The sequence below is a fragment of the Paenibacillus aquistagni genome (genome assembly GCF_900177815.1).
Classification (GTDB): Bacteria; Bacillota; Bacilli; order Paenibacillales; family Paenibacillaceae; genus Paenibacillus_B; species Paenibacillus_B aquistagni.
Genome location: NZ_FXAZ01000001.1, coordinates 1,294,996 through 1,319,887, shown reverse-complemented (window position 1 = coordinate 1,319,887; position 24,892 = coordinate 1,294,996). Strand labels below are relative to the sequence as shown.

The window sequence follows — 24,892 nt, the reverse complement described above, 5'->3', positions numbered from 1 at the left end:
ACAGAAAAAACGGCATATATGCCGTTTTTTTTTGTTATTAATGTATGAAATTATTGTCACCCATGTTAGCTTGCATAACGTCCACCCAATTGTCATTATGCATCATCTCAGAACTATCCCCAAGAAATGCCTTCATCGCTTCCTGATCATCAAGCAGCCAATATCTCATCCAAGCCGTCAAGTACCCTCTATGATTGCCGCCATTCCCTTCAATCGCGGTATGAGCCGCACCTTTGGCCATCCCCATCATAACAGGCGTGCTTGCGTTCGTACGGTGCAAGGCTGATTGATTCGTTGATACCGGTGAGATTAGAAAATCTCGTGTACCGCCCATAACGAAGAAAGGAACGGTAATACGGGCTGTATCGTACACATCTTCTGGATCACAATGCTTCAAGTCCGGGAGAGCGATGGAAACAACCGTCTTAACCAACGATCCGTTTGTATAGTTGGTATGAGCATTAATGACTCCAGTAGAGCCTTGAGAATGTCCGGCTGCGCCGATCTGTTCCACTTTTATTTTTTGATAAAACAAGCTGCTTTCTCGTTGGTTTTCATTGCTCAAGTACTCAATAGCCTCCATAATTTCTTTGCCTGTTCCTGTTGTCTTGCTGTAGGAATCGATGACAATGAATCCCCAGCTAGCAAGATGAGTGAAGAGCTCATCATAACGATCTGGCGTGGCATCTGTTCCATTCCCCCAAGAAATAATAGGATACGATTCATCTCCTTGAAAGGCTGGGTAGTAAATTCTAAATAAAGCCTCACCGCTCGCACTCTTAACCTCTTCTACCTTTACCTGATAGCTTCCTTGCTGTGCATACCGCTGCTCAATGCTTCCTTCTGCAAGTTCTGGTACATGAGAATGAATGATGATTTGCAAGAATACTGTGATTGGAATTGCAAGGATAAGGACCAAAGCTGACAACCCTAATATCCACTTTCGTTTGTTCATAGCCAACATACACGTGACCTCTACGATAGTCTACAGGTTTCTCTATCGTTTCCTCAGTTAAAATATGTAACTAAAAGAGGTATACGTGAAAGATGTCGTTATGTTTCATTAGTTCCCTATAGAAAGAGGGTTCTAAGACCTCGACCTCATCTTGCTTTATCTATACGGTCACGGTAGTCAGTCGAGTTGTTCTCCAAACAGCAGGTCGAGAATCTTCTCATCCGCCTTGCGGTTCTTTCCCTTGTATGGATAGCAGTGGATATGAATGGCCGGGTTAAAGTTGATCTCTATGATGCTGTAATTAGAATGGGATGCTTCAGACGTAATATCCTCAATCATCATGTCTACACCACAGAAAGTAGCTCCAGCCGCTTTAGCTGATTCAACAGCCAATGCCTTATAGCTCGATGGGATATCATCAGTATAGTCAAGGCTATCTCCGCCCGTACTAATATTGGAGTTCTCTCTCAGGTAAATGATTTCGCCCTTTGAAGGGATCTCTCCCCAATGATGATTGTGGATTTTCAAAAACATGTCTTCCGCTTCGCCTAGCTGGATCTTCTCTAAAGGCGTCTTATAGCCGCGCCCCCGAAGGGGATCTTTGTTCTTTTCATGGACGAGCTGCTCAATTGTATGGACTCCATCACCCTCGACATTAGCCGGCACGCGATGCAGCACCCCTACGACCTCTTCCCCCATGACGAGGAAACGATATTCCTTGCCTGTCATAAATGCTTCAAGCAGAACCGTCTGATCGTGCTTAAACGCAATCTCAAATGCTTGTTGATAGTCCTCTTTTGAGAATGCACGATTAAAGATGGTGATTCCCAGTCCAAAGTTAGTAGACTTTGGTTTAATGACGATGGCTTTGTCATGATACCGCTCATACGCGGCCATTGCTTCTTCCAGACTCCGAAACGCATCCCCGTTCGGAACGCGAATGCCGCGCTCTTTAAGGACCTCCTTCGTCACAATCTTATTCTCCATGATTAATACGGTGCTATAGGAATCAAGCGACGTCTTCGTCGCCTGCTTTACATATTCCTTGTGATCCCCCTTCATAAGGACCACAAAGTTCTCATCTCGGTCAATCACTTTGAATGTAATGCCTCGTTTTACCGCTGCCTTAAGAAGCAGTTGCGTCGAGAGCTCGAGATCTTCATATCCAACAAAGCGATAGCCATTTTTTACGCTCTCCTCGGCATACGCCTTGGCTTTAGCCAGATGATAGTTCATATACGTGGACTTTTGAATATGCGCCTTAATCTGGTGGGCAAATCCTAACTCAGGATGTAGAATCTTCTCTTTCTCTCCATCCAAGATATGCAATAGCGCTTCCCCGTAAGGATGCAAGAGTTGCACCATTTCTTGCATCTCCCGGATACAAGTCAGAGCCATCTCCTTCATCATGACCTGAGAGCCTCTGGAATCGTGTAGCATCCCTTCAAGACCCTTCGCTATCATCTGATCGTGATTGAGGTCTGCTATGATCTGATCTTCAGTAGCAAAGGGCTCATCTTCCTTGAGCAGCATAAACAGAATAAAGAGATGGATAACATGCATTGTGTCTTTACTGATCCCAATCTTATGTAGGGGATTGAGATCAATCAAGCGCAGCTCCAAGTATACCACCCCATCTTCTAGGAGTTCTTGCAATGGATTTAACCCTTTGGCTGTTTTTAACCGAACCGGGCTGTAGAATTCCTTTATGCTTAACAAATCGTCCTGCTGAATCAACGCATTCAGATTCTGTACATAGTCGCTAGTTGAATCAAAGGATACATAGATTGGTTTGTCATTTCGATAGCCGCATACACTATTGCGAAGCGAGTTCATATTGGGAAAGTAGTAGCTCTTACTATCATCCGAATGCCCTAATGACACGCACTTATCGATATAGGTTTTATCAAAAACGGGACTAGCGCCTGTTAGATAAATGAGCAGCCAGCGGTACCGAAGCAAGTTGCGTGCGATCTTAAAGTAGACGGCATCCTTGAAGTCCTTGTAGGCTTCACCTTGCCCTAGTGTGTCGTGCAGCCTGCGCAAGAACCGATCATCAAATGAGAAATTATAATGGATGCCACTTAGCAGTTGTCTTTTGCGGCCATATTTATCTGCTAATTCATTACGGTATACATCCGCAACAGGATCATTCATCTTAGCAATAGGGATTTCTTCTTCGTCAGGTAAAATTGGAGGATTGCTGCTTGGCCACAAGTACTCCCCATCGAGTTCTAAAGAAACAATATCCTGTAGAGCTTCCATGAACCGATAGGCCTCTCCAATCGAGTGAAAGGCTGGGGTAATCATCTCAATCTGGCTCTCCGAAAAATCGGTTTGAATATAAGGATTCTCCGTCTTGCTCCCAAACGCTTTAGGGTGTGGACTTAGCGCCAATCTCCCCTTGTGGTCTACCCTGACATTCTCTTTTTCCAAGCCAAAGTGCCCCAGGAACAAATCCACATTTAACGAATGGTCGTTCAGCTGTTGCATGAACTCACGATTTAACAAATTCATATGTTGAACCTTCCTTCTCCCTGATGTTAAGCCACGGTTTGCTGCACCTTCATGTTGTGCAGCGATCTTCTAAACCAAAAAACGAGAACAAGCCCCTTAAATACACTGCTTAACGCAATAGACATCCATACCCCGTTCAAGCCAAACGGTTCAGATAGGATTAGCGCCAGTGGTATCCGTAATGCCGTAAACGTAATACTGAACATCGGAGGAATATGCGTCTTCCCAATGCCGTTGAAGGCACCAACTGTCATGAGCTCCATACACATAAACAGTTGAGAATAACCAATAATTCGCATATAATCCGTCCCTAACGCTAAACTCGCCTCATCTGATAGAAAGACGGAGAAGAGCTGTTCGGGGAAGATGATGAATAGGAGGGATATAACGATACCGAATCCTGTTGTAAGCAGCAGTGCCTGACGATATCCCTGCTGAATACGATCCAAGCGTCGCGCACCATAATTTTGTCCAAAGAAAGCAGCAATAGCTCCTTGCAGCCCGCCTATGGTCATGTAAGAGATGGATTCAATTTGAATGCCTACTTTCTGAACCGCAATAGCATCTGATCCAAAGCGTACAATGATCTTTGCTATGATGATGGAGATCAAGGTGAATGTCACCCGCTGAATCGTGATCGGAAGCCCCATTACAATCACTTCTTTCATGAGGAGGCTATTCCATGCAGATGACTTGGCAATCAACTCAGAATGTCTCGTTTGGATGATAAATAATACCGTCACAAGAAGGTTTGCCGTCAGCGTTGCAATCGCTGCCCCTGCAACACCCAAGCCTTCCAAGCGTCCGACACCAAATATCAGGATTGGATCGAGAATGATATTGAACACAAGACCAACGGTAAAGATATGAAACGGCTGTTTGCTGTTTCCCCTTGCATTCATGATCGTCGCAAACAACGTATTGACGACTGAAAAGATCGTGCCTAAGATGGAGATCAATAAGAACTGCTTCGCCATCAATTCAACTTCATCACTTCCTAAATCAAAGAAACCGATAAGTTGATCCTTTGTCAAAAAGACGAATGCCGTGTAAAGAAGACCTAATAGTACAGACAGCATGAATCCGTTCTTGATATAGGTCTTAGCTTTATCACCTTCGCCTGCCCCCATGCAATGGGATACCTTGATCCCCGTTCCTATCGTAATCATCGTAGATAAAGCGATTGCCAGATTAATAAAGAAGCTCGCCGTCCCTATTGCGGCAACAGGACCACTTCCTAGTCGGCCCACCCAGATCATATCGATAAGTCCATAGGTTGTGGAGATGAAGTTGGTCGCAATAATCGGAAGGGTTAGTTTCATCAAGGTCGGCATAATCTTCCCTTGGGTTAAATCAGTTGTGCCTTTCATGTTGACATACTCCTTCATAGACTAAGTAAAAACCGACCACAAGGGTCGGTTCAACACGTTGATTATTTCCCTTCTGCTAGGAAACACTCGATTCTAGCTTTGATGGCATCACGCACCTCACGGAATTGAGCCATGACTTCCTCTTCTGTTCCAACCGCTTTTGCTGGATCATCAAAGCCCCAATGCCACTTGACCACGCGGGGATTCGCGATGACAGGACAATGCTCATCGGCATGCCCACAAAGGGTTACGACATAATCAGCACGATTGAGAGTCTCCGGATCAATCACATCAGATGTATGGTTCGATATATCAACTCCTGCTTCGCTCATCACTTGAACTGCTCTTGGATTCAATCCATGCGCTTCCAACCCTGCGCTTTTAACCTCATAGCGATCACTGCCAAGTGCTTTAAGCCAACCGTCTGCTATTTGGCTCCGACAAGAGTTTCCTGTGCATAGAAAATAAATCAATGGTTTCTTCATGTTAATCCGTTCTCCTTTTGATCAATGATTTGGAGCAGGGTCGAAATACTTTCGCTTTATCCAAAGTGATACATTTACAAGCCCAATTAATACAGGTACTTCTACGAGCGGTCCAATTACCGCGGCAAATGCCACTCCTGAGTCCAGACCAAATACACCTATCGCGACAGCTATAGCAAGTTCAAAGTTATTGCTTGCTGCCGTAAAAGATAAAGATGAAGCCACGGGATAGGAGGTGCCTGACTTTTTCGATAAGAAAAAAGATACTAAGAACATCAAGACAAAATAAATGATCATTGGAATCGCAATACGCACCACATCAAGCGGTAACTCCACAACCATCTCTGCTTTAAGCGTGAACATCAAGACAATCGTAAACAACAAGGCAATGAGGGCCAGAGGACTAATCTTGGGTATTAACACCTGCTCATACCACTGCTGTCCCTTCAGTTTGATCCCTATTACACGAGTAAGGATGCCTGCTGCAAATGGAATGCCTAAATAAATCAACACACTCTCTGCGATCTGTCCCATGGAAACATCGATAACAGCACCTTCAAGTCCAAACCAACCTGGCAATATGGTGATAAACACGTACGTAAAGACAGAGTAGAATAAGATCTGGAAAATGGAGTTGAAAGCAACAAGCCCTGCTGTATATTCAGGGTCCCCCTTAGCCAGATCACTCCATATCAAGACCATCGCAATGCATCTTGCAAGCCCAATCATGATCAGTCCGATCATGTATTCAGGCATATCGCTTAGAAATAAAATGGCTAGAAAGAACATCAGTATGGGACCGATAATCCAGTTCTGTACTAAAGACAGGAGGAGCACCTTCCAATCTTTAAAGACTCGTCCCAGCTTTTCGTACTTCACTTTCGCTAGCGGCGGGTACATCATCACAATCAGACCTAGAGCAAGTGGTACTGAAGTCGTCCCGATTTGCATGCTGGAAAGCACGTCAGAGAAATTAGGAATCAAATAGCCTAAACCTAAGCCAATCGCCATTGCTCCAAAGATCCAAAACGTTAGATATCGATCGAGGAAAGATAATCTCTTCCCCTCACCCATAGAATCAACCTCCTATTCACATAACATGCTGTTTATTTTTTGCTGAACCTCTTCTTCAAGCTTCGGCAAGTATTGAAGAACATCTTGGAGATGTGGATGATCCGCTACTTGCAACGAATAAAAAATCCATTGTCCTCTTCGGTCTTCCCGAACTAACCCTGCGTCCTTCAATTTCCGAAGATGTTGACTAATATTAGGCTGTGTCGTTTGCAGCAGTTCTACTAATTGACAAACACACATATCTTGTTGATTTAGTATCGATACGATCTTTAAACGAGTCTTATCTCCTAATAACTTGAATTGGTCAGCCATCTTTTCAATGGAAATCGTCATTCTAAGCTCTCCTTATCATTTTTTCTCATTATATAATCAACTGCTTATATAATCAACTGATTATTTTTATTACATAAGTTATTGATTATATAACCTAATGATTATATAGTAATAAACGTGAACAAGAATACCACAACAAAGGTGATGCTTCCAATGAAAATCAACATCTTTTCTTCTGCACGAAGTTGATCTTCAGTTGTATGTGGTAAGGAAATAGACTAAAGGAGTCGGATATGAACGAGAAACCTTATCACGCGTTAGTACCAAACCTCTACATGTGTGGAGCACAAGAGGTTAATCAATTGATCCAAGAGCAAGGCATTGATGTGGTTGTTGATCTACGAGCAGAGATAGACCCTGCCGAGCTTGCACCACTCAACATTACAAGAATTCATGCCCCGTTAGAGGATCATTCGATGGGAATGGAAGAATCACAAATGAAAGAAGCCATTCATGCCGTTGTCACCCATCACCAATCTGGCAAAAAAGTTGCGTTCCATTGCGGAGCCGGTCGAGGGCGTACGGGAGCTGTTGCCGTTGGAACATTGATGGAATTAGGATTAGCATCTGACATCGATCATGCTTTATCGATAGCTAGAGAGGCACGTTCCGTTCTGAAGATGAATGAAGCTCAACGCGCAACTTTAATGCGTCTTTACCCATAGGTGCAGCTGATCGCTAGAAAGACATGGATTATCCATAAAAAAGCCCCCCTTTCGAACGCTTCAAAAGGAGGGCTACTTATATATTTCGCATTTTATAAATGCATCGAAATTCACCTAGCGGTTTAAGTAACGGTGTTTATACCCATTATCAATCATTGCTCATTCTTAATCTCAAATATTTTTTGCAGGGTATGAATGTGCAGCATTTTTTCATTATCCGTATCTTGCAGTTTGTTTCCTGATCCTGCGTCCATAATCCACTCTACCAGCCTGTACCCGAACATAAGCAGCATCAACTCATAAACGCAGTTATCCTTGATGTGTGCAATATCCGCATGCTCCGAAAAGCCCTTGTAATACGCCGGGATACATGTATGGTAGTATTCAACCATATGTTCAATATCGGCTTCGTCCGCGATAAGACTTGCCATATCTTCACCTAAATAGCCCCACCCGGAGGTATCCCAGTCCAGAAGTACAATCTTACTGTCGGAATAGAAGATGTTTGCCACCCAAAAATCCCTGTGGCATAGCACGATAGGCAGCTTATCAAGACGGTTGAATATGTCGTCAACGCTTTCATCAATGTCGATGAGCATGTTACAAAGGTGTTTAGGGATTTCACAATCGTTGGAGCGTATATAATCATACACTCTATTCCATGAACGGTACCGATGATAGAAGTTCTTCATATAATTCACGTTGCTCAAGTTGGTTAAGCTCTGCATGGAAGCGGGCTGTTCGGCATATAACTTGCCTTGAAATCGTCCTAATTCCTCGGCTGCGCGTTCATACATGTCGCCGGTCAAGTCTAAGTTCGATATGCCATCGATATATTCCATCCATATCTGCGTTTCGTTTTCTTCTTCGTTCATTTCGGTGCGATAGCATGCTGGCCAACGAAATGATTCCGTAAACAACTCGCCGAAATGGGATTGATAAAAATCATGTTCCCTGCGCCAGGAATCAGGATCACCGTAGCGCTCAAATTTCTTCTGCGTTTTTAACACGATGTTATAAGGCAATATCTTGCCGTCAGTGGTTGTGGCATTGCCCGTTATAAGCTGCACATCACCCACTGTACCGCCATGCAATGGTTTGGTTTGGTAATCGGCGCAGGTTATCTCTGTACCGAGCATATTGCTTACAGCCTGTGTAAGCGTTTCCGTTTTGATCTCACTCAATAAAAAAGTCCTCCAATCGCTATTTAACAAAGTGATATATAACCATCATATTTGAAACGAAGACAACGTTGAAAGGTCGACTATAGATATATTCATTTGTTACCTCATCCTGCTGCTCTTTTATCCTCTTGTAAACAATTGTTTATGCTTATCGAAAAATTGATGGAAAAACCGTACATTTTCGAGATCATGCCATTCTGCTGTTTGAAGAGACTCGGCATCCAGATTATAAATCTTTGCATGTAACGTGCCTAGAACAAACGGAGAATGAGTGGCAATAATAAATTGACTATCAAAATATCGTGAGAGTTCATTAATTTGTTCTGCCATCTTGATTTGATTAGCAGGAGAAAGCGATGTTTCTGGCTCGTCCAATAAATACAATTGCCCTGGGATCAGATATTCCTCAAAAAACTGCAAGGAAGTCTCCCCATTAGAGTATTTTTCTTGTGAAAATTGAATGTTCTCTAGCTTTTTCTTAAACGCAAACGCAGCTTCATATTGTGCAGCCTGCTCTTTGCTTAACCCTTTGCTAATCTGGTCATGCATTATACTCTCACGCAGCACGGAAGATTGCTGTATCTTCTTAATTTCATACAAAATATCCTCTGATTTCATATATCGGCTTCCTTCTGGAAGTTGTCTCAGTTCACGCTCTTGCTTATCATCCCCAAGCTGATAGCTGCTGCAATCAAGGAATCGTTGAGCATAAATACTGTGCCCATAGCTTGTCATTCTTTCAGCTCCTGAGATTCCTAGCTTGTTGGCAATGACATTGAGTAAAGTTGATTTTCCGCTGCCGTTATTGCCATACAACACAGTAATTCGATCAAATAAAGCACCTCTCCAGCCAGGTGCTTAAATACATGATCAGGGTATATGTTGGGATTTCGATCCGTATATTCAGAAAGCTTGAAGCTTCTTAAATAAATCATTGCCGCTCTCCTTCTATCTATCTTGTTAATTGATTTCTATTTTATCAGATCATGCTGCAGTTGTTTAAATCGAACGGAGCTAGTAGATGCGGTCAACATATTAGTGAGCTTGTGTATCAGTGCCTGCTTTCGTTTTCAATCATCGTTCAAGGGTTATCTTGGGAGAAATTAGCTGGAGTTGCTCGCGGGGAAATGGTATATATGTATTGTGGTTAATCGTACAAGTGTTCGATAGCTGCTATTGGGAACAGGTGTGATTAGGGATTGGCGTTTAAACGTAGTCGATTTATTTAGGAGGGTGTTGGCATGGGCAAGAATTCCGTATCTAGAACTAACATTATTGGTGCTGGCGAGGTTGGCAGTGCTGCTTCGGTTGACATGGACAAGGGCTCGATTCATCAAACAAACAAAAGCCTGTGGGATACAAAAGGAAATGAAATCATAGGAAATACTGCGCTTCCTTTATATGGATCGTTTGTCTCTGAAGAAAAATGCCAGCTTTTTGGCAATGTCTCAGGGAAAAAGTTGTTGGAAATTGGCTGTGGAACGGGTCATTCTCTGCAATATCACGGGGAGCGCAACGCTTCTGAACTTTGGGGCATGGATATATCCGACAAACAAATTGATAAGGCAGATCAGCATTTGAAGGCATGCGGCCTCTCTGCAAAGTTAATTTGCTCGCCGATGGAAGAAGAATGCGGCATACCTGTTGATTATTTTGACTTTGTTTACTCGGTTTATGCGATAGGTTGGACCACTGACCTTGAGGGCACTTTTTCTAGGATCGCTTCTTACCTTAAAAAAGACGGCGTATTTATTTTCAGTTGGTCTCATCCTATTCATAAATGTGTGGCTGCAGAAGATGATGGGCTTACGTTTAAAAAATGTTACTTCGATGAATCTTGGTATTCGGTATCTCTAGGTGATGCTGCGCTCGCATTATCGGACCGTAAACTGTCAACCTATGTGAATGCGCTCGCACAAGCGGGATTCGTCATAGAGCAAATGATCGAGGAATCTGATGATGACCTGTTGCAGAACGATAACAGTGATTTTGCTAAAAAAGCAAGGATGCTTCCTGTAAGTGTCGTATTCAAAGCACGAAAACGGTAGAATCCGATAGCTAAGCTCCATCACTAAGTGTTCTTTAGTTTGGTACATACGGTAAGGCAGCATTCAATTGGCTATAATCTCAGATGCGCTATTTCAAATTGATCTTTTAAATAAGCATGCGTTCGCATCTGTTCGACAAAACACTGCCTTACCGTTTCCTTTAACAGCCAGTGGCCATTCATCCTACTAAGCGCATCATTGCGTCAATCAGGTTCATGTTGAGTTTCTATTACGAATTCTTGCTTGTAGTCTTTTACATATTGCTCAAATTGGATTGGTGGTCGATTGAGAATTGCTTCAAGATCATTCGTAACAAGTCTAGCAGTACCCCATTTGGTCATTGTATATAAGATCGACATCACGTTAACAAAATCCTTAGGCATCCCTCTTTTCATGCTCACTTTTCTAAAAGTAAACACATTCGGATTTTTATATTCAATTCTTCGTTTGAGCACTTTGGACATTATTAACGCAATATCCTCATAAGTAAGAGCTTCGCTTCCAGTTAGATCATACTTTCTGTTCACATGACCAGGTTCTGTAAGGCAGATCGCAGCAGCTTCTCCGATATCACGCGTATCAATAAAACTCGTTTTTCCCTTGCCTACAGGCACGAACAGCTCATTACGAAGCGCAATATCTTCACGATGGGTAGTATTTAGATTTTGCATAAAAAAGCTAGGTCGTAAAAAAGTATAATGAAACCCTAGCTCCATAATATATTTCTCAATTTTATGGTGCGGAACAACAGGGTTCTTCTCCACTCCAATCAATGACACAAATACGATATGCTCTACCCCAGCAGACTTTGCTGCCTGTAAAAATGGAAGAATGTCTTGCTTGGGATGTGCTAATTGTGGAGGACGAACCAAGAATACTTTTTTCACATTCTTCAAGGAATCTTTATAGGTGGATGGTGACAGAAAGTCGAATGTAATGACTTCAACTTCTGGTAAATCGGAGAAAAACGTTTTACCTCTATCACTATTCGTTACCGCAGCTTTTACACTTGCTCCTCGCTTTATCAACTCTTTAACAACAAAGCTCCCTATGTTTCCTGTAGATCCAATTACTAAAATAGTCGACATATCTATTCCCCTCTGTTGATCGTTAGTATGCTAACTATATAGCTGAAGCTAACCACCCGCGCTATTGCTTTAAGTTATACAAAGTAGAATCCACGATACTCAAGAAGTGTCTAAATAGTTCACGTTGCTCATGACTTAGGTTCGATAAAGACTTTTGAGTCACTTGCTCACTCAGAACTTCAATGGCTGGTATTCGTTTTTTAGCCTCTTCAGTCAGGGATAAAATAAATGATCGTTTATCTTCTGGATGAGGTGTTTTTTTGATCATGATCTTATCTTCTAAACGTGCCACTATACCTGAGACAGTAGGTTTATCGAAATCAAGTTCCTCAGCAATAAGTTTAGAAGTTCGTTCATGCAATGGACGATCCATTTTTTCTTTTATGTCAATGTTTTTGATTAACGCCCATTGAGCAGGAGTCAGATCATACTGCAAAAGCTCCTTAGAAAGCTCATATTTAAGATCTTTTGCAACCTTCATAATAAGATATCCTATAGAATCCATGATTATCACCTTATATAGTTAGTATACTAATTAATATAGTTAGTGTACTAACTAATTTGATGGCTGTCAAGAACACATTGTTGAGAGGATGGGTAGAATCACCAGAAGCGGTGCTATTCCAGACCGATGTGTGTCTTATGGGAATAATGAATACTCTATGGTCGCAAAAAAGCCCTTCGTTCTTTGATACACGAAGGGCTTGCTTCACGATCTACTACGCTGTTTCCGGTATTTTAGCCTATCTTAATTCCGATGTTGCCCAGCTGCTCTCCTCGCTTCATTCGCTGAAAGGCCATGGCAGCATCTTGAAGTGGAAATACTTTGTCTATAACTGGACGAATGGAATGCTTCTCGACAAACTGCAGCATCTCGATGAACTCTTGTCTGCTGCTCATGGACGTACCAATGATACTAATTTGCGGGAAAAACACTTCCCTAATGGGTATTTCCAATCGGTCTCCTGAGCTTGCACCGAACATCACTATTCTTCCGTTGGGTTTAATGACTTTAAAATAATCTTGGAACATGGCTGGACCGATGCTGTCCAAGATGAGGTCTATCTTGCCATAGCCGATATGATCCTCCCAATGGCCGTGGCTATCTAGTGCATCATGTGCACCATATGCAAGTGCTGCCTGTCTTTTACTTTCACTGCGGGAAGTCACCGTAACTTTTGCTCCCGCCGCCAATGCCATCAGCATGGCATAAGTGGCCACACCTCCGCCAATTCCAGGGATAAGAATATGTTCCCCTCGCTGCAGGTTTCCTCTCGTGAATAATGCTCGATACGCGGTTTGCGCTGATAAGGGCAGCACACCCGCTTCTTCCCATGTTAGGTAGGTTGGCTTAGTGAAGACATTGCGAGCCGGTATGATCACATATTCGGCTAATGTACCATCAACAGGACCTCCTAATATATCAGGAACGGTAGGAACTTCAGCGGCAGACTCCCAGCCGATACACGGATTAATTACAACTTCAGAACCTATTGATAGCTGGGTCACTCCCTCTCCCACTGCTTCGATTCGTCCAGCACCATCTGAACCGATTACGAATGGGGATGCACCCTCATTTCTCTCTTCCATAATAAATAAATCTCGATGATTTAATCCTGCGGCTTTTAATTTGACTTTCACCTCCTGTTCTCCGGGTTGTTTATCTTGGATGTCCGCATAGGTAAGTCCTTGTAAACCTCTGCTATTCGCATGTATGATTGCTTTCAACCTTGCCCCTCCTCGTCGTTTGGTTGTTCGATCAATTAGAATTGTACATAGGGCATGTTATTCAGTAAAATGATCAGAATGGATCGTGACGATCTGAAATAATCATATCTGGCAGGTGAAACGAACGATGGAGACCAAAGATCTGAGAATATTCCAAGCAGTTGCTCGCGAGGGTAGTGTAACGAAGGCTGCCGAGGTACTGAACTATGTCCAGTCCAATGTCACCAATCGAATTCAATATCTAGAAGCACAATTAAAGGTCCCCCTCTTCTACCGCTCTAATCGTGGTATGTCATTAACGGCTCCAGGTGAAAAGTTGCTGGACTATGCGAATGACATCCTGGCCTTGATCGAAGAGGCCGTGAAGTCAACAACACAATATACAGAACATCCTTCAGGTCCGCTTAGACTTGGTTCTATCGAGACCGCAGCTGCACATCATCTAACACAACTGCTCAAAGACTATCATTGTGCATATCCAGATGTTGAACTATCGTTGACAACCAATGAAACGCATCAGCTTTTACACATGGTCATCGAGCACAAACTGGATGGAGCATTCGTGTATGGCCCTATTCATGCTCCAGATATACATTGTATTTCGGCCTTTGAGGATGAGCTGGTCCTAATTTCTGAACCGGACAAGCACGATGTATCCCATCTGCTTACAAAGCCGATGCTGTTGTTTGATGTTGGCTGCACGCATCGTACAAAAATGGAGGATTACTTGCGTGATCATGGTATTGTTCATGACCAGCTCATGGCGTTCGGTACGTTGGAAGTGATCATAAATGGGGTAGCCGCTGGACTTGGCGTATCTTTACTCCCCCAATCGTCGGTCATCAATGCGGAGAAGATGGGCAAGATTACGTCCCATCGCTTGCCTGAAGCCTACAGGCATCTAGAGATTTGTTTTATCCATCGAAAGGATTCGTTCTATTCGAGTGCTCTATCCAAACTAGTCCAATGTATCGAATCAGATGTTGGGCAGACTCCCTCTTATTTGGTCATAAACACATAAATGAATGTAAAACTAAGAAGAAGACAAAGAGGAGTATAGGCGATCGTATCCATTTTAGCAAAGGAGGTGTGTCGTCGTCTTTTAAATAAACCGACATAATTAAAGTCACCGATTGCTCTAAGGCCAAAGACGAGGAAGCAGAACAAACAAAGGATACTTCCTAGCTGTGTTTGTTTTACGAATGGAATAAGGGTGCTTTGAATTCCTAAAATGACAGACGAACTAAGCAGGCACACCGCCACGAAGAGCGTCCCCCATTTCCCTGGAGAAAACTTGCGCTGCTGCTGATCATCTTGAGGTATAACAGCTTGTATTCCTTTTGTCCCTCCAAACGCCCAATAAACGTGAATGATAGCCAGCATAAACAGTATTAGAGAAGAAGTGATTGGGAATATCACCATGCCTAGTCCTCCTTTTTATCGATAAATTGTCCTAGAAGCAGTGTAATTCTGCGGTTCACACTTTCAATGAGCGCAGCGACAGATTGCTCCTCCTGCACCCACATCATCACAGATGCAAAGTAGGACCCCAATAGGATAGCAGCAATGTCATCTAGCTCGCCTTGGACACGAATCCGCTCGCGCTCAACGTCTTCTTTGAGTATAGTTGTTAATAGCTCCTTCAATTGTTGGATCGCAATCATTTCATCATCCATACTGCCCGAGGATTTGAACAGTTCAGCTATAGCAAATTTCATTAATTGGGGGTATTCCTCATACTTTGACGTTAATCGCGTAAATAAAGTCGTGATTTTTTGTTTCGCATCCATTTGGAGACTTTCTTGGATCATCGAGATCCGCTCCATTTGCGATTGTCCAACATATAAAAGAACAGATTCCTTCGCAGCAAAATAGTTGTAAAATGTTCCTTTAGCGATCCCGCATGCCTTCGTAATTTCAGATACACTGACGGCATCTACCCCTTTTTCAGAAAACAAACGAATCGCTTCTAAAAAAATCTTCTCTTTTAAATCCTTTTTTCTAGCTTCTCGCAGCACATCAATCATCCCCATAATTAAATAATGACTACAGTCATATATTGACCATAGTCATTATTGTACCGCATTCATTGGAATATGTCACCAGTCTACTGAACACTTACTGCTTAGCATAAGAGCAATTTGGCCATTTCGATAAAGCTCCGTAGTGAGGGGGAAATCCATTTGTCTTGATGCCATAACAGTTGAGTCGTAAATCGGACCTCAGATAAATCCCAGGGCAACGCGATCAGTTCCCCACGCTCTACTTCTCCCTTGATTACCATTTCAGGAAGCAAGGCTATGCCGAGCCCCATCATTGCGCATTGTTTAATGGCTTCTGCACTGTTGAATTCCAGCTCAGTCAAGCTGTCTGCCCCCTTTTTCAACAATGTGCGATAGAAATATAACCGGTAAGAGCAGCCCTTCTCGCTTAATAAAATATGCTCTCCGTGAAAGTCTTTTATGCTTAATGCGGACCGCGAAGCTAGCGGATGGTCAGGAGACACGACCATTAGAAAGGGCTCATCCAGTAATCGCTCCGTATGCAGATCTATCGACTCGGCTGGCTCATCCAGCATAAATACCACATCCGCCTTCCCTTCGCGCAAGCTCTGCTTCAGATTGTGGCTGGACAAGGGGCGAAATAAAAGACGAACATGCGGATAACGCTCGCGAAAAAGCCGGAGCAGCGCAGGCAAGCGATACGTGCATATCACTTCGTCCGCGCCTATAACGATGGTGCCGCTCACTTCCCCGCTCTGACTTGAAACCTGCTTGGCTTCTTCAATATCATTTAAAATTTTGTTGGCGTAAGGCAGCAATTGGTGGCCTGCGTCTGTTAATACGACTGTCTTGCCAAGGCGATCCAGCAGCTTGACCCCTAATTCTTCCTCCAAAGCTTTGATCTGCATCGTTACGGTTGACGGAACATAGTTAAGCGATTCGGCAGTTCGGCTAAAACTGCGTGTAGAAGCAAGTGTCCAAAATGTTTTTAGCTGTCGGATTTCCATTAAGAAAGCACCTCTATATTCAAAATAATTGAATGTTACATTCAAATACGTTTCGTTGAATTGATAGTAATCCTGTCGTAGAGTAAAAATCAAGCTTTACTCTACTAGCATGTTTGGCTTTCGACTTGATACATGCTGAATATCGAAAAATACAATACAAGGAGAATCAGATCATATGAGCGATTATGAAATATATCCACTTGGAGATGTTGAGCTGCAATCGGGCCATATCCTGCCTAATGCCTTTCTTGCTTATAAAACCTATGGAACCTTAAACGCATCCAGAAGCAATGCGATTGTTTATCCAACCTGGTTCGCTGGCTTGCATACGGATAATGAGTGGTTGATTGGGCCAGGAAAAGCCCTTGATCCCGACAAGTACTTTATTATTGTGCCTAATATGCTAGGGAACGGACTTTCATCCTCCCCAAGCAATACTCCGGCTCCTTTTGATAGAGCGAACTTCCCGCTTGTCACCATTTACGATAATGTCCGGCTGCAGCACCAGCTTGTAACGCAGAAATTTGGCATTTCAAAGCTGGCTTTGGTCGTAGGCTGGTCGCTTGGGGCGCTGCAAACGTTTCAATGGGGAGCAAGCTATCCGGAGATGGTAGAGCGAATTGCACCGTTTGGCGGAACCGCAAAAACCAGACCGCACGCACAAGTTGTGTTTGAGTCGCTGATTGCTGCTTTGCAAGCCGACTCTAATTGGGAGGCTGGGGATTATAGTTGTCCTCCAGCAGCAGGATTATCTGCTATGGGGCGTGCTTATGCCCCGTGGGGATTCTCCCAAGCCTATTACTTGGAACAGCTGTATCAAACAGAGGGATACCCAACGTTGAAGTCTTACCTTGAAGACTATTGGGATAACGTATTCTTCTCTTTTGATGCGAACGACTTGATTGCGATGCTTCGAACAGGGATACATGGGGATATCAGCGCTACTCCTGCTGATAATGGCCGCTTAGAGCAGGCACTGCAGCGAATCACCGCCCCTGCCCTTGTTATGCCGGGTTCGACGGATCTATTCTTTCCACCTCAGGACAATGCATATGAAGCAAGCCTTATGCCGAATGCGGTATTCCAGCCAATTGAATCCAAATGGGGCCACTGCTTCGGGATCGGGGCCAACGATCCGGATTCGCTGGTCATCGATAACTACCTGAAACAATTTTTGCGATAAATCATGACTTTAACATTGCGCCATGATGTAATGGCACCGTTTGGTCGTACGGTCGTCTTCAAGTTATAGGGTACGGACATATAAAAAGGAGCCTCAGAAGGGGCTCCTTTTTTTACTGGGAAGTATATCTAGTCATTGCGGCTTTTGATAGTGAGAGGACAGGAAATGCATGGGGGCATGTACCTTTACTTGTTTTACACATCTGCCCCTGCCTTATGCTCAGGATATGACTTCATATGTCTCACAAAGAGGATAAACAGCAGCAGGCAAACGCCAACCGAGGCAGCGCTAACCATGAACAGCATGCGATAATCTGATAATTGCAATACCCAGCCAAGTAGAATAGATCCTAGTCCAATACCTAGGTCTGTAGCAGTCAAGAAGGAAGCGTTGGCCACGCCTGCTCGATCTGGAGGAGCTAGGCGCAGCGTTGCTGCCTGAAGGGCTGGCTGAGCTGAACCAAAGCCTATGCCATAAAGCATCGCGGAAATGAGTACACCTAGCAATCCCGTTGAGAGACTGAGCACGACCAGTGCAACGGCCGCAATCAGAAGCGAAGGTATAATAACGAAGCGCTCGCCTTGACGATCCGACATTTTACCTGCTATAGGGCGGCTGAAAGCTAGCATAGCGGCATAGACGAGAAAGAACACCCCGGAGTTTACCCCGATAGATCCAATAAAAAGCGCGACAAAGGCTGTTATTCCGCCATATGCAACGTATAGAAAAAAGGTCGCCACGTTCACGGGCAAGACGGATCTTTCGAAAAGCACGATGCTTTTAACCGCAAATTGCGGCCGAGACGGCATTTTCACTCCAATCATCAAGATGAGAGCTGCACTGGAGAGAACAACCGCATATAGAAATAGCTCATGGTATGACTGATGCTGTATGACCCATAATCCATACATGGGCCCGATAGCCATCGCAAGTGTCATAGCCATGCTGAACCACCCCATGCCTTCTCCGCGGCGGGCGTCAGGAATCATGTCTGTCGTAGACGTGATCATTGCAGTTGTAGAGAATGCCCAGCTTATGCCGTGCATGAATCGAAGTCCGATCAGAACTACGACTCCCCCAACGAAGTTATACATGTACATCGCGATGATAAACATAATCAGCCCGGATACCATAAATGCTCGTCTGCCATATCGATCTAGAAGTCCGCCAATGATTGGACGAAAGAGGACTGCTGACAGCATGAACACCCCTGTGACCCATCCAACTTGTGCTTCGCTGCCGCCGATCTGTTTGACAAACTGCGGCAGTGTCGGAAGCAGCGAGTAAAATGCGATGAATAGAAATAACATGGCTAAGGTCATGAATACAAACGATTTGGTCCATAAGCGCTCCATCTTGTATCCCCCTTCAAGAAAGGACATGAAAAGAAAGGCTTGCGGCATAATGCCCGCATTGTTCACAAGAACATCGATTGTTCCAAACTGTTCAAGCGCATATTCCGCCAGTTCTTCCATTTGCTTGTGAGAAGCAACATCTGCAACTTGATAGATCGCCTGACCACCATGATTCTGAATCTCGTCTTGCAAGTTTCGATCCTCACGGACGAGCAACCAGCACCAGCTTGGCGCCCTTGGACGCAAGCTCTGTGGCTGTAGCTGCTCCAATTCCACTAGATGCACCTGTAATGATAATAACTCTACCTTGTATATTAGACATATACTAGACACCCTTTCGGTACATCAGGCTCGAACATGGAGCCCAAAAGATGGGCTCCATGCTGCCTTCTTTATTCATCCTCAAATAATTTCTCTCCGCGATGGAGACGCCAAGCAATTGTCGCGGTATGAGGAGTCTCACGAGCGGTTGGAGCATGCGCAGCTAAATAACGGGTAAGCGCAAGGATCAGGGTTTCACATGCTTTCTCTGCGAATGGCCCAGGCTCGGAAGACCAGCGGTCATATTCCGCGACGGCTGCGTCGTACATCTGGAAGGAGTGAAACTCTGCATCCTCTCGGAGCAGCGCATGACCTAATACATTGAATAAAGGCGCTGGCTCCCCGCCGCTGCGCAAATATCGGGTTACCCATTCCGCTGCAGGCGCCACCTGCTGCTGCTTATCAAGAATCTCAAGCAGTTCCTCAGGACTCGGAACTTCCTTGTTTATGATGGCTGTAGATGGCCTTGGAGCAGCGGGTATATTCAAAAACCGGTCAAGGTAAATCGTGATCGCTGTATGGAATATCCCGCGAATCAGCCATGAATCGGTGGAACGGATCAACCCTTCATGAACGGCGTGAGCATGTGTAAACGTGTGCAGTACGGATATCCAATCCCCAAAATCATTATGCAGATGAAAACGGACAATACGTTCTGCCGCAGCCAATGCAGCAATTTGCGAGATCCGGACCGGAGATGCGCCTCCAAGCAGCGCTTCCTTCAGCATGCTAATGGTCTGGAGCGGATCGTCTCCGAGCAGCGCCTGCAGCAATTCTTCTTCCTTGATGTCAGCGCCTCCCCCGCTCACCGACGGAATCCCCTTATTGTTCAGCTCCTCGAACACATCCTTCAAGGGCTGGACCAAATTGATAGGAGACTGCCAGCTATGAAGCTCTTCACTTCGAGTGGCGCTGCCAAACATCGGAACGAGGGAAGCGAGTACATAATCGCGCTGCTTGTGCTCGACATACTTCAAGCTTTCAAATGCCTTATTATGAAAATCCAGCGTATGGCCACCGTTTACATAGAAGTGATCCGTTGCTGCCATGCTCATCATGGAGAACAATCTCTTCTCTTCCACTCCTGCCTGCACGAGGGTCAGCAGCACCCGTTCTGCTCCGCGCGTATCTCTGACTTCGATGCAATCGCGATACCACTCGATTAGCCGTTTGTTGGAGACGTTCGTATTAGGGAGCGGGTCGAGCAAGAATCGCGTTCCACTTCCAGATAAGTCGCGAGCCGTATGCAATAATCCTTGAAACAGCGCAAGGATCCGGCCCTGCTTATCGAGCTTAGGCAGGATATTCATCATCGCCGTCAGGATCGTCAATCCTGAACCCCATCCTTGCCTGCGTTGTTTGACTCCTATTTCGATTCCGATCGCAGCAATCTCCTTCTCAGGAATGCCGGTTTCTATTAATCCAACGATGGCCTTGGCAATGACTAGGCCGATATTTTGCTCCATGCCGCGCTGAAGCTGTTCTTTATAGGGCTGAGCGTGATTGCCGTTCCTAGCCTGCGGGTTAACGTAAATCAATCCTTCATGAACGGTTATTTCGTGTACGGGAACATCATCCGCCCAAGGATCAAGCGTTCCGCCGCTGCAAACGTCAAACCGCGCATGATGCCAATGACAGGTCAATATTCCATTGCACAGGCTCCCCATGTGAAGCGGAAAACCGAGGTGAGGACAGCGATTGTCCAGCGCATGCACGTTATCCTCGTGATATAAAACGACGATTCCTCCCTTGATAAGCTTCGACCCTTGCTCTCGAAGCTCCTCAACCGAGCCAGCCTTTATCCAACCCTGCATGTAAACGCCTCCATTTCTGCGTATTATTTCGTCTTACTTGGGTATAGCATATCGTATTTCGAACACTTAATAAACATATATGTTTGTAAAGTCGGTATTAGTTCCTCTATTATATCCCTGCTTCAGCTATGCGGAATGGCTTAAAATATGCTGTTGATATAAAAAAAGAGCAATCCCGTTCTACACGGTACCCCTACATAGAAACTTTTTAGCGTGTCCTTTACATAGGGTACTGCATATTCATGGGAAGCTCTTTTTATAGTCAAAGCACGACAGCTGCAGATGTCATAAGTCTTCAACACGCTGTAAGACAGCGAGCAATAATAAGCTTGTTGATCAATCGAGTGCTATTTTACCATCACAAGGCTAAGAATATCCTGCGGATGCTTAAATTTATGCTTGGCTGGAATGGCATCAGGCTGCTTGCATCCCCACAGTGCGAGCCCAAAGTCCACGCCAGCATCTCTCGCACATTCATAATCGTAGATGGTGTCTCCGATGTATATGGATGACTCAGCTTGTGCGCCTGAGATCTCAAGGAACGCAAGCAGCGGCTCTGGATGAGGCTTATGCTGCTTCGTGTCATCTGCACACACAACATAAGGAAGATCACGGACAAGTCCAAATGGAACGAAGTCATCTAGAAACTCTTGATTCGTCTTGGATGTCACGACTCCTGTAGTAACCGAATGCTGTTTAAGATCAGCAATCATCTGCTGAATGCCTTCGAATACATGAATCGTATGATGATAATCCCTCATTAGGTCATTCCAGCCTTTATTCGCACTCTCAATGTCGTTAATACCGAGTTGGCGCAGGGAGACAGCTCCTGGAATCCCCAATACAAATTCTAGATCGGTCTGGCTTATGTCCTGATTGTAGTTGTTTTTCAGCAGCTTCTGCAAGGATCCTAGCACGGCTTGCTCTGTATTAATTAACGTGCCATCAATGTCGAAAATAAAGCTTGTATACATGAATATCTTCCTCCTTCAGCATAGTCGAGAACATCTCATGTATGTATGCTAAAGTATGAAATCCATTTCATGTCAACCGTTATATAGATGGACGCTTAATAATCCGATAAGGGATTTCGACCTTTTCCATTGATTTTTCAATCGCTAGATCAAAGGCCTGTTCCCCAACCTTCACCAATTGATGGTCAACCGTAGATAGCTGCAAGCCAATGCCAACAGGCTGATTTTCCTGGCCAATGATGGCTAGATCCTCTGGGACTTCGAGCTTTAATTGTGCTGCATAATGATAAATGCCGGTTGCGACCTCGTCGCCGTTGGCATATATAGCGGTTGGTCTCCGATCCAAATGAAGCAGTTGTTTGGCTGCATGCATTCCATCATCGATGCTATAGCAATCTCTGATCTGATATTCCGGCGGCAGCGCGCCAAATACTTGCTGATAGGCTCTTATCGTGAGTTGAGTGCTGTTGCTTTCCTCACCTCTTGCTGTTGTAAAAGCAACGCGCGAGTGCCCTTTGTCCTTTAATAGTTGAAATGTCTCAAGGTACGACGCATAACGATCGATGTAGGCGCATCCAATCTCAGGATGATCCGTATACTCGCATGCGATGATCGTTCCGTACTTGGCATATGGAGTGATCGCCTTCCAAGCGTTCGAACGAGACGTAATGATGATTCCGTCCAGTTGTTTATTTTTCAGCATTTTAAGGCAGGCGAGCTCTTTTTCTGGATCATACTTTGTAGGCAGGACCATCACCGTATAGTCAAGCTCAACTGATCGATTAAGCACACCATGGAGAAGCTGATCAAAGGCTTGATTGTTATTGTACGGCATGATTACCCCGATCCTTCTCGTTTCCTTACGAATCAAATCAACAGCAACGCGATTGGGCGTATAATCCATCTCATCAATTACGCGCTGCACAGCTGCCCTCTTCGATTCAGATACATATGGATGGTTATTGAGCACCCGTGATACTGTGGATACGGATACTCCCGCACGCTTTGCAATATCATGAATATTGGCCATTGTCCTCTTCTCCTATATCTCTCACTTCATCATCTATTCTCGCATATCATCAAGATCTTATTAACACCGTTAATCGATATAATCGTTGTATACTTCTCAACGCACGAATAGTTGTGACACCCTTACTATCTTATCATACCGTTCAAGGCGACAAATGGCCATTTATTTAATGGTGCTAATTATTATTATAATAAACTATGAGATAGGAAGTGGATTCCTAACCTTTACTTCCCCAGCCAGCCTTGCTCATAGGCATATCTAGCCAGCTGAACTCTGTTCTCCAATTGCAGCTTTTGAAGAATATTTTTTAAATGGTTTTTAACGGTATGCTCAGAAATGTCCAGTTGGCTTGAAATATCCTTATTGCTTAGCCCCTTGGCGACTAGCCCTAATATTTCTCTTTCTCTGCTGGTGAGTCGATTAGACTCGGCTTCATCCGATCCCATAGGAGAAAATTCCTTCAAGATGCGAAAAGCGAGCTCCCGTGTCATGGGAGCTTCATCCACGGCGATCGCCTTCAAGTACTCATGCCATGCCTCTGGCTTTAGATTTTTCAACAAATAGCCTTGGGCCCCCTTCTTGAGCGCATCGAATAAATGAGCAATATCATCCGACACGGTTACCATCACAACCTTTACATAAGGGAATTTCTCCTTCACTCGCCGGGTTGTCTCAAGGCCATCGATTCCTGGCATTTGAATATCCATCAGAATCAAGTCAGGCATCCATCGTTCGCTGAGTGCCAGCGCTTCTTCGCAATTGCTCCCTTCCGCAACGACTTCGAAGGCGGGATCGCTCTCTAGGATCATGCGAATCCCTGCCCTAGCCATCTCGCTGTCATCTACGATAAGAACCCGAAATGCTGCCATTTTTATTCCTCCTTTTCAACGGTAACGGTTGTCTCCTCGGCTTCCTGTGCGATATGCAGCTTCCATGACATCGTATTGGCACGATCTCGCATCATCTTTAGACCATAGCGATTGTCGCCATGTGCTGTCTTAGGATCAAAGCCCTTTCCGTCATCTGTAATGCGGCATATCCAGCCGCGCTTGGTCGTCAACGCATGCACACGGACATGTGTAGCATCCGCATGCTTGTGTATATTGATTAAGGCTTCCCGAACAATGGCCAGCAATTCAATGCTGTCTTTTGCTGTAAGCCGAGATTCTTCTATGTCCCATTTCGTGTCAAACTGGAGATTCGTCTCACGGCTCAACTCGTCGATTAAGCTTCCCATGCCCTGCAGCCAAGGATTCCTGTCAGTATCAGGAGCGTGCCTCAGATTGGCAATCGCCTGTCTCACATAATCATTTGTCCGATGCACGCTTTCCTTCAATTGGTCTAGGGGCAGACCTTCCGCTTCCTTCATCATCTCCATGCGTGTAACCTGAGCGTTTAAGAAAAACAAGGATTGCGCAATGCCATCATGCAGTTCTCGGGCAATCTTCTCTCGTTCCTCCAGCACCACCTGCAATGCCTTTGCACGCGTCAATTCTTCTTGATTATGCTCGATCATCTTGAACAATTGCGTGAGGAAGAGCAGTGTAACGAGCAGTACAAAGACTGGAGAAAGCCAGTTGCCTAGCTCCATCGAGATAAAAGGCAGCAGAAATTCATGTCTAACATACTCCCATAGACCAATGGTCAAGGTTGGAATGATGAGAATCAGCCATTTGATTTGTTTGTAGGTCAAGCTTACCTTCTCCTCTCGATTTGCCTCCACGGAATGTCTTTTACTGGCCGTGTATAAGTCTACAT

25 protein-coding genes are annotated in these 24,892 nt (G+C 44.6%); 4 read left to right on the top strand and 21 right to left on the bottom strand.

Annotation, left to right across the window (positions count from 1 at the left end; translation table 11 throughout):
* Nucleotides 1-37: 37 nt before the first annotated feature.
* The 6 genes from B9Y93_RS06215 to B9Y93_RS06190 form a co-directional block, all read right to left on the bottom strand.
* Nucleotides 38-964 carry a poly(ethylene terephthalate) hydrolase family protein gene (locus B9Y93_RS06215; protein WP_085493437.1) on the bottom strand — a complete coding sequence of 309 codons (927 nt, stop codon included), beginning with the start codon at nucleotides 962-964 and terminating at the stop codon, nucleotides 38-40.
* Between the two features lie 168 nt (nucleotides 965-1,132).
* The gene (gene gshAB, locus B9Y93_RS06210) at nucleotides 1,133-3,472 is read right to left on the bottom strand and encodes a bifunctional glutamate--cysteine ligase GshA/glutathione synthetase GshB (RefSeq protein ID WP_085493436.1); all 2,340 of its coding nucleotides are present in this window, start codon (nucleotides 3,470-3,472) and stop codon (nucleotides 1,133-1,135) included.
* A 26-nt stretch (nucleotides 3,473-3,498) separates the two neighbouring features.
* Entirely contained in the window at nucleotides 3,499-4,842 is a 1,344-nt protein-coding gene (locus tag B9Y93_RS06205; protein ID WP_085493435.1) for an MATE family efflux transporter, read from the bottom strand.
* A 62-nt stretch (nucleotides 4,843-4,904) separates the two neighbouring features.
* Nucleotides 4,905-5,327, bottom strand: a complete 423-nt coding sequence (arsC, locus tag B9Y93_RS06200) for an arsenate reductase (thioredoxin) (RefSeq protein WP_085493434.1) — start codon at nucleotides 5,325-5,327, stop codon at nucleotides 4,905-4,907.
* Between the two features lie 21 nt (nucleotides 5,328-5,348).
* On the bottom strand, nucleotides 5,349-6,401 hold the full coding sequence (gene arsB, locus B9Y93_RS06195) for an ACR3 family arsenite efflux transporter (RefSeq protein WP_085493433.1): 1,053 nt from the start codon (nucleotides 6,399-6,401) through the stop codon (nucleotides 5,349-5,351).
* Nucleotides 6,402-6,413: 12 nt separating this feature from the next.
* The gene (locus B9Y93_RS06190) at nucleotides 6,414-6,734 is read right to left on the bottom strand and encodes an ArsR/SmtB family transcription factor (RefSeq protein WP_085493432.1); all 321 of its coding nucleotides are present in this window, start codon (nucleotides 6,732-6,734) and stop codon (nucleotides 6,414-6,416) included.
* Nucleotides 6,735-6,967: 233 nt separating this feature from the next.
* On the opposite strand from B9Y93_RS06190, the gene B9Y93_RS06185 reads away from it, so the two are divergent.
* Nucleotides 6,968-7,399, top strand: a complete 432-nt coding sequence (locus B9Y93_RS06185) for a protein-tyrosine phosphatase family protein (protein ID WP_085493431.1) — start codon at nucleotides 6,968-6,970, stop codon at nucleotides 7,397-7,399.
* 152 nt (nucleotides 7,400-7,551) lie between these two features.
* On the opposite strand, the gene B9Y93_RS06180 is transcribed toward B9Y93_RS06185, so the two are convergent.
* The gene (locus B9Y93_RS06180; RefSeq protein ID WP_425320331.1) at nucleotides 7,552-8,583 is read right to left on the bottom strand and encodes an aminoglycoside phosphotransferase family protein; all 1,032 of its coding nucleotides are present in this window, start codon (nucleotides 8,581-8,583) and stop codon (nucleotides 7,552-7,554) included.
* Between the two features lie 120 nt (nucleotides 8,584-8,703).
* Nucleotides 8,704-9,399, bottom strand: a complete 696-nt coding sequence (locus B9Y93_RS06175; RefSeq protein WP_244903299.1) for an AAA family ATPase — start codon at nucleotides 9,397-9,399, stop codon at nucleotides 8,704-8,706.
* Between the two features lie 425 nt (nucleotides 9,400-9,824).
* Here B9Y93_RS06175 and B9Y93_RS06170 point away from each other — a divergent pair, with 425 nt between their 5' ends.
* Nucleotides 9,825-10,631 carry a class I SAM-dependent methyltransferase gene (locus tag B9Y93_RS06170; RefSeq protein WP_085493430.1) on the top strand — a complete coding sequence of 269 codons (807 nt, stop codon included), beginning with the start codon at nucleotides 9,825-9,827 and terminating at the stop codon, nucleotides 10,629-10,631.
* A 203-nt stretch (nucleotides 10,632-10,834) separates the two neighbouring features.
* On the opposite strand, the gene B9Y93_RS06165 is transcribed toward B9Y93_RS06170, so the two are convergent.
* The 3 genes from B9Y93_RS06165 to B9Y93_RS06155 form a co-directional block, all read right to left on the bottom strand.
* Nucleotides 10,835-11,719 carry an SDR family oxidoreductase gene (locus B9Y93_RS06165; RefSeq protein ID WP_085493429.1) on the bottom strand — a complete coding sequence of 295 codons (885 nt, stop codon included), beginning with the start codon at nucleotides 11,717-11,719 and terminating at the stop codon, nucleotides 10,835-10,837.
* Nucleotides 11,720-11,780: 61 nt separating this feature from the next.
* On the bottom strand, nucleotides 11,781-12,200 hold the full coding sequence (locus tag B9Y93_RS06160; RefSeq protein ID WP_217809679.1) for a MarR family winged helix-turn-helix transcriptional regulator: 420 nt from the start codon (nucleotides 12,198-12,200) through the stop codon (nucleotides 11,781-11,783).
* 257 nt (nucleotides 12,201-12,457) lie between these two features.
* Nucleotides 12,458-13,447 carry a zinc-binding dehydrogenase gene (locus B9Y93_RS06155; RefSeq protein WP_085493427.1) on the bottom strand — a complete coding sequence of 330 codons (990 nt, stop codon included), beginning with the start codon at nucleotides 13,445-13,447 and terminating at the stop codon, nucleotides 12,458-12,460.
* Between the two features lie 127 nt (nucleotides 13,448-13,574).
* On the opposite strand from B9Y93_RS06155, the gene B9Y93_RS06150 reads away from it, so the two are divergent.
* Nucleotides 13,575-14,468 (top strand): LysR family transcriptional regulator, encoded by an 894-nt coding sequence (locus B9Y93_RS06150; RefSeq protein ID WP_085493426.1) that lies wholly within the window; start codon nucleotides 13,575-13,577, stop codon nucleotides 14,466-14,468.
* Here the strand turns inward: B9Y93_RS06150 and B9Y93_RS06145 are convergent.
* The 3 genes from B9Y93_RS06145 to B9Y93_RS06135 form a co-directional block, all read right to left on the bottom strand.
* Nucleotides 14,447-14,869, bottom strand: a complete 423-nt coding sequence (locus B9Y93_RS06145; protein ID WP_085493425.1) for a DUF3995 domain-containing protein — start codon at nucleotides 14,867-14,869, stop codon at nucleotides 14,447-14,449. The two genes, B9Y93_RS06150 and B9Y93_RS06145, sit on opposite strands and share 22 nt — an antisense overlap.
* 2 nt (nucleotides 14,870-14,871) lie before the next feature.
* Nucleotides 14,872-15,465: a TetR/AcrR family transcriptional regulator gene (locus B9Y93_RS06140; RefSeq protein WP_169026840.1), complete on the bottom strand. Its 594-nt coding sequence runs from the start codon at nucleotides 15,463-15,465 to the stop codon at nucleotides 14,872-14,874.
* A gap of 107 nt (nucleotides 15,466-15,572) precedes the next feature.
* Nucleotides 15,573-16,457 (bottom strand): LysR family transcriptional regulator, encoded by an 885-nt coding sequence (locus B9Y93_RS06135; protein ID WP_085493423.1) that lies wholly within the window; start codon nucleotides 16,455-16,457, stop codon nucleotides 15,573-15,575.
* A 175-nt stretch (nucleotides 16,458-16,632) separates the two neighbouring features.
* Here B9Y93_RS06135 and B9Y93_RS06130 point away from each other — a divergent pair, with 175 nt between their 5' ends.
* A complete protein-coding gene (locus B9Y93_RS06130) occupies nucleotides 16,633-17,640 on the top strand; it encodes an alpha/beta fold hydrolase (protein WP_085493422.1) in 1,008 nt (335 codons plus the stop codon).
* A gap of 194 nt (nucleotides 17,641-17,834) precedes the next feature.
* Here the strand turns inward: B9Y93_RS06130 and B9Y93_RS06125 are convergent, their stop codons facing one another.
* From B9Y93_RS06125 to B9Y93_RS06100, 7 genes are all read right to left on the bottom strand, one after another.
* Nucleotides 17,835-19,187, bottom strand: a complete 1,353-nt coding sequence (locus B9Y93_RS06125; protein WP_280522877.1) for an MFS transporter — start codon at nucleotides 19,185-19,187, stop codon at nucleotides 17,835-17,837.
* 10 nt (nucleotides 19,188-19,197) lie between these two features.
* Nucleotides 19,198-19,317, bottom strand: a complete 120-nt coding sequence (locus tag B9Y93_RS25025; protein WP_141097498.1) for an SDR family NAD(P)-dependent oxidoreductase — start codon at nucleotides 19,315-19,317, stop codon at nucleotides 19,198-19,200.
* A gap of 70 nt (nucleotides 19,318-19,387) precedes the next feature.
* Nucleotides 19,388-21,130, bottom strand: coding sequence for a Rieske (2Fe-2S) protein (locus B9Y93_RS06120; protein WP_085493421.1), 1,743 nt, complete (start codon nucleotides 21,128-21,130; stop codon nucleotides 19,388-19,390).
* 347 nt (nucleotides 21,131-21,477) lie between these two features.
* Nucleotides 21,478-22,104: an HAD family hydrolase gene (locus B9Y93_RS06115; protein WP_085493420.1), complete on the bottom strand. Its 627-nt coding sequence runs from the start codon at nucleotides 22,102-22,104 to the stop codon at nucleotides 21,478-21,480.
* 79 nt (nucleotides 22,105-22,183) lie between these two features.
* Nucleotides 22,184-23,134 (bottom strand): LacI family DNA-binding transcriptional regulator, encoded by a 951-nt coding sequence (locus B9Y93_RS06110; RefSeq protein WP_085493419.1) that lies wholly within the window; start codon nucleotides 23,132-23,134, stop codon nucleotides 22,184-22,186.
* Between the two features lie 224 nt (nucleotides 23,135-23,358).
* On the bottom strand, nucleotides 23,359-24,003 hold the full coding sequence (locus tag B9Y93_RS06105; protein ID WP_085493418.1) for a response regulator: 645 nt from the start codon (nucleotides 24,001-24,003) through the stop codon (nucleotides 23,359-23,361).
* Between the two features lie 2 nt (nucleotides 24,004-24,005).
* Nucleotides 24,006-24,827 carry a sensor histidine kinase gene (locus tag B9Y93_RS06100; protein WP_244903298.1) on the bottom strand — a complete coding sequence of 274 codons (822 nt, stop codon included), beginning with the start codon at nucleotides 24,825-24,827 and terminating at the stop codon, nucleotides 24,006-24,008.
* Between the last annotated feature and the right edge of the window lie 65 nt (nucleotides 24,828-24,892).

What these genes read in the sequence shown, in the direction of transcription:
- B9Y93_RS06110 (WP_085493419.1), bottom strand. Translation starts at nt 23,134, where the DNA reads ATGGCCAATATTCATGATATTGCAAAGCGTGCGGGAGTATCCGTATCC.
- B9Y93_RS06160 (WP_217809679.1), bottom strand. Translation starts at nt 12,200, where the DNA reads ATGAAGGTTGCAAAAGATCTTAAATATGAGCTTTCTAAGGAGCTTTTG.
- B9Y93_RS06185 (WP_085493431.1), top strand. Translation starts at nt 6,968, where the DNA reads ATGAACGAGAAACCTTATCACGCGTTAGTACCAAACCTCTACATGTGT.
- B9Y93_RS06215 (WP_085493437.1), bottom strand. Translation starts at nt 964, where the DNA reads ATGTTGGCTATGAACAAACGAAAGTGGATATTAGGGTTGTCAGCTTTG.
- B9Y93_RS06130 (WP_085493422.1), top strand. Translation starts at nt 16,633, where the DNA reads ATGAGCGATTATGAAATATATCCACTTGGAGATGTTGAGCTGCAATCG.
- B9Y93_RS06190 (WP_085493432.1), bottom strand. Translation starts at nt 6,734, where the DNA reads ATGACGATTTCCATTGAAAAGATGGCTGACCAATTCAAGTTATTAGGA.
- arsB (WP_085493433.1), bottom strand. Translation starts at nt 6,401, where the DNA reads ATGGGTGAGGGGAAGAGATTATCTTTCCTCGATCGATATCTAACGTTT.
- B9Y93_RS06135 (WP_085493423.1), bottom strand. Translation starts at nt 16,457, where the DNA reads ATGGAAATCCGACAGCTAAAAACATTTTGGACACTTGCTTCTACACGC.
- B9Y93_RS06165 (WP_085493429.1), bottom strand. Translation starts at nt 11,719, where the DNA reads ATGTCGACTATTTTAGTAATTGGATCTACAGGAAACATAGGGAGCTTT.
- B9Y93_RS06150 (WP_085493426.1), top strand. Translation starts at nt 13,575, where the DNA reads ATGGAGACCAAAGATCTGAGAATATTCCAAGCAGTTGCTCGCGAGGGT.
- gshAB (WP_085493436.1), bottom strand. Translation starts at nt 3,472, where the DNA reads ATGAATTTGTTAAATCGTGAGTTCATGCAACAGCTGAACGACCATTCG.
- B9Y93_RS06105 (WP_085493418.1), bottom strand. Translation starts at nt 24,003, where the DNA reads ATGGCAGCATTTCGGGTTCTTATCGTAGATGACAGCGAGATGGCTAGG.
- B9Y93_RS06145 (WP_085493425.1), bottom strand. Translation starts at nt 14,869, where the DNA reads ATGGTGATATTCCCAATCACTTCTTCTCTAATACTGTTTATGCTGGCT.
- arsC (WP_085493434.1), bottom strand. Translation starts at nt 5,327, where the DNA reads ATGAAGAAACCATTGATTTATTTTCTATGCACAGGAAACTCTTGTCGG.
- B9Y93_RS25025 (WP_141097498.1), bottom strand. Translation starts at nt 19,317, where the DNA reads ATGTCTAATATACAAGGTAGAGTTATTATCATTACAGGTGCATCTAGT.
- B9Y93_RS06120 (WP_085493421.1), bottom strand. Translation starts at nt 21,130, where the DNA reads ATGCAGGGTTGGATAAAGGCTGGCTCGGTTGAGGAGCTTCGAGAGCAA.
- B9Y93_RS06115 (WP_085493420.1), bottom strand. Translation starts at nt 22,104, where the DNA reads ATGTATACAAGCTTTATTTTCGACATTGATGGCACGTTAATTAATACA.
- B9Y93_RS06205 (WP_085493435.1), bottom strand. Translation starts at nt 4,842, where the DNA reads ATGAAAGGCACAACTGATTTAACCCAAGGGAAGATTATGCCGACCTTG.
- B9Y93_RS06170 (WP_085493430.1), top strand. Translation starts at nt 9,825, where the DNA reads ATGGGCAAGAATTCCGTATCTAGAACTAACATTATTGGTGCTGGCGAG.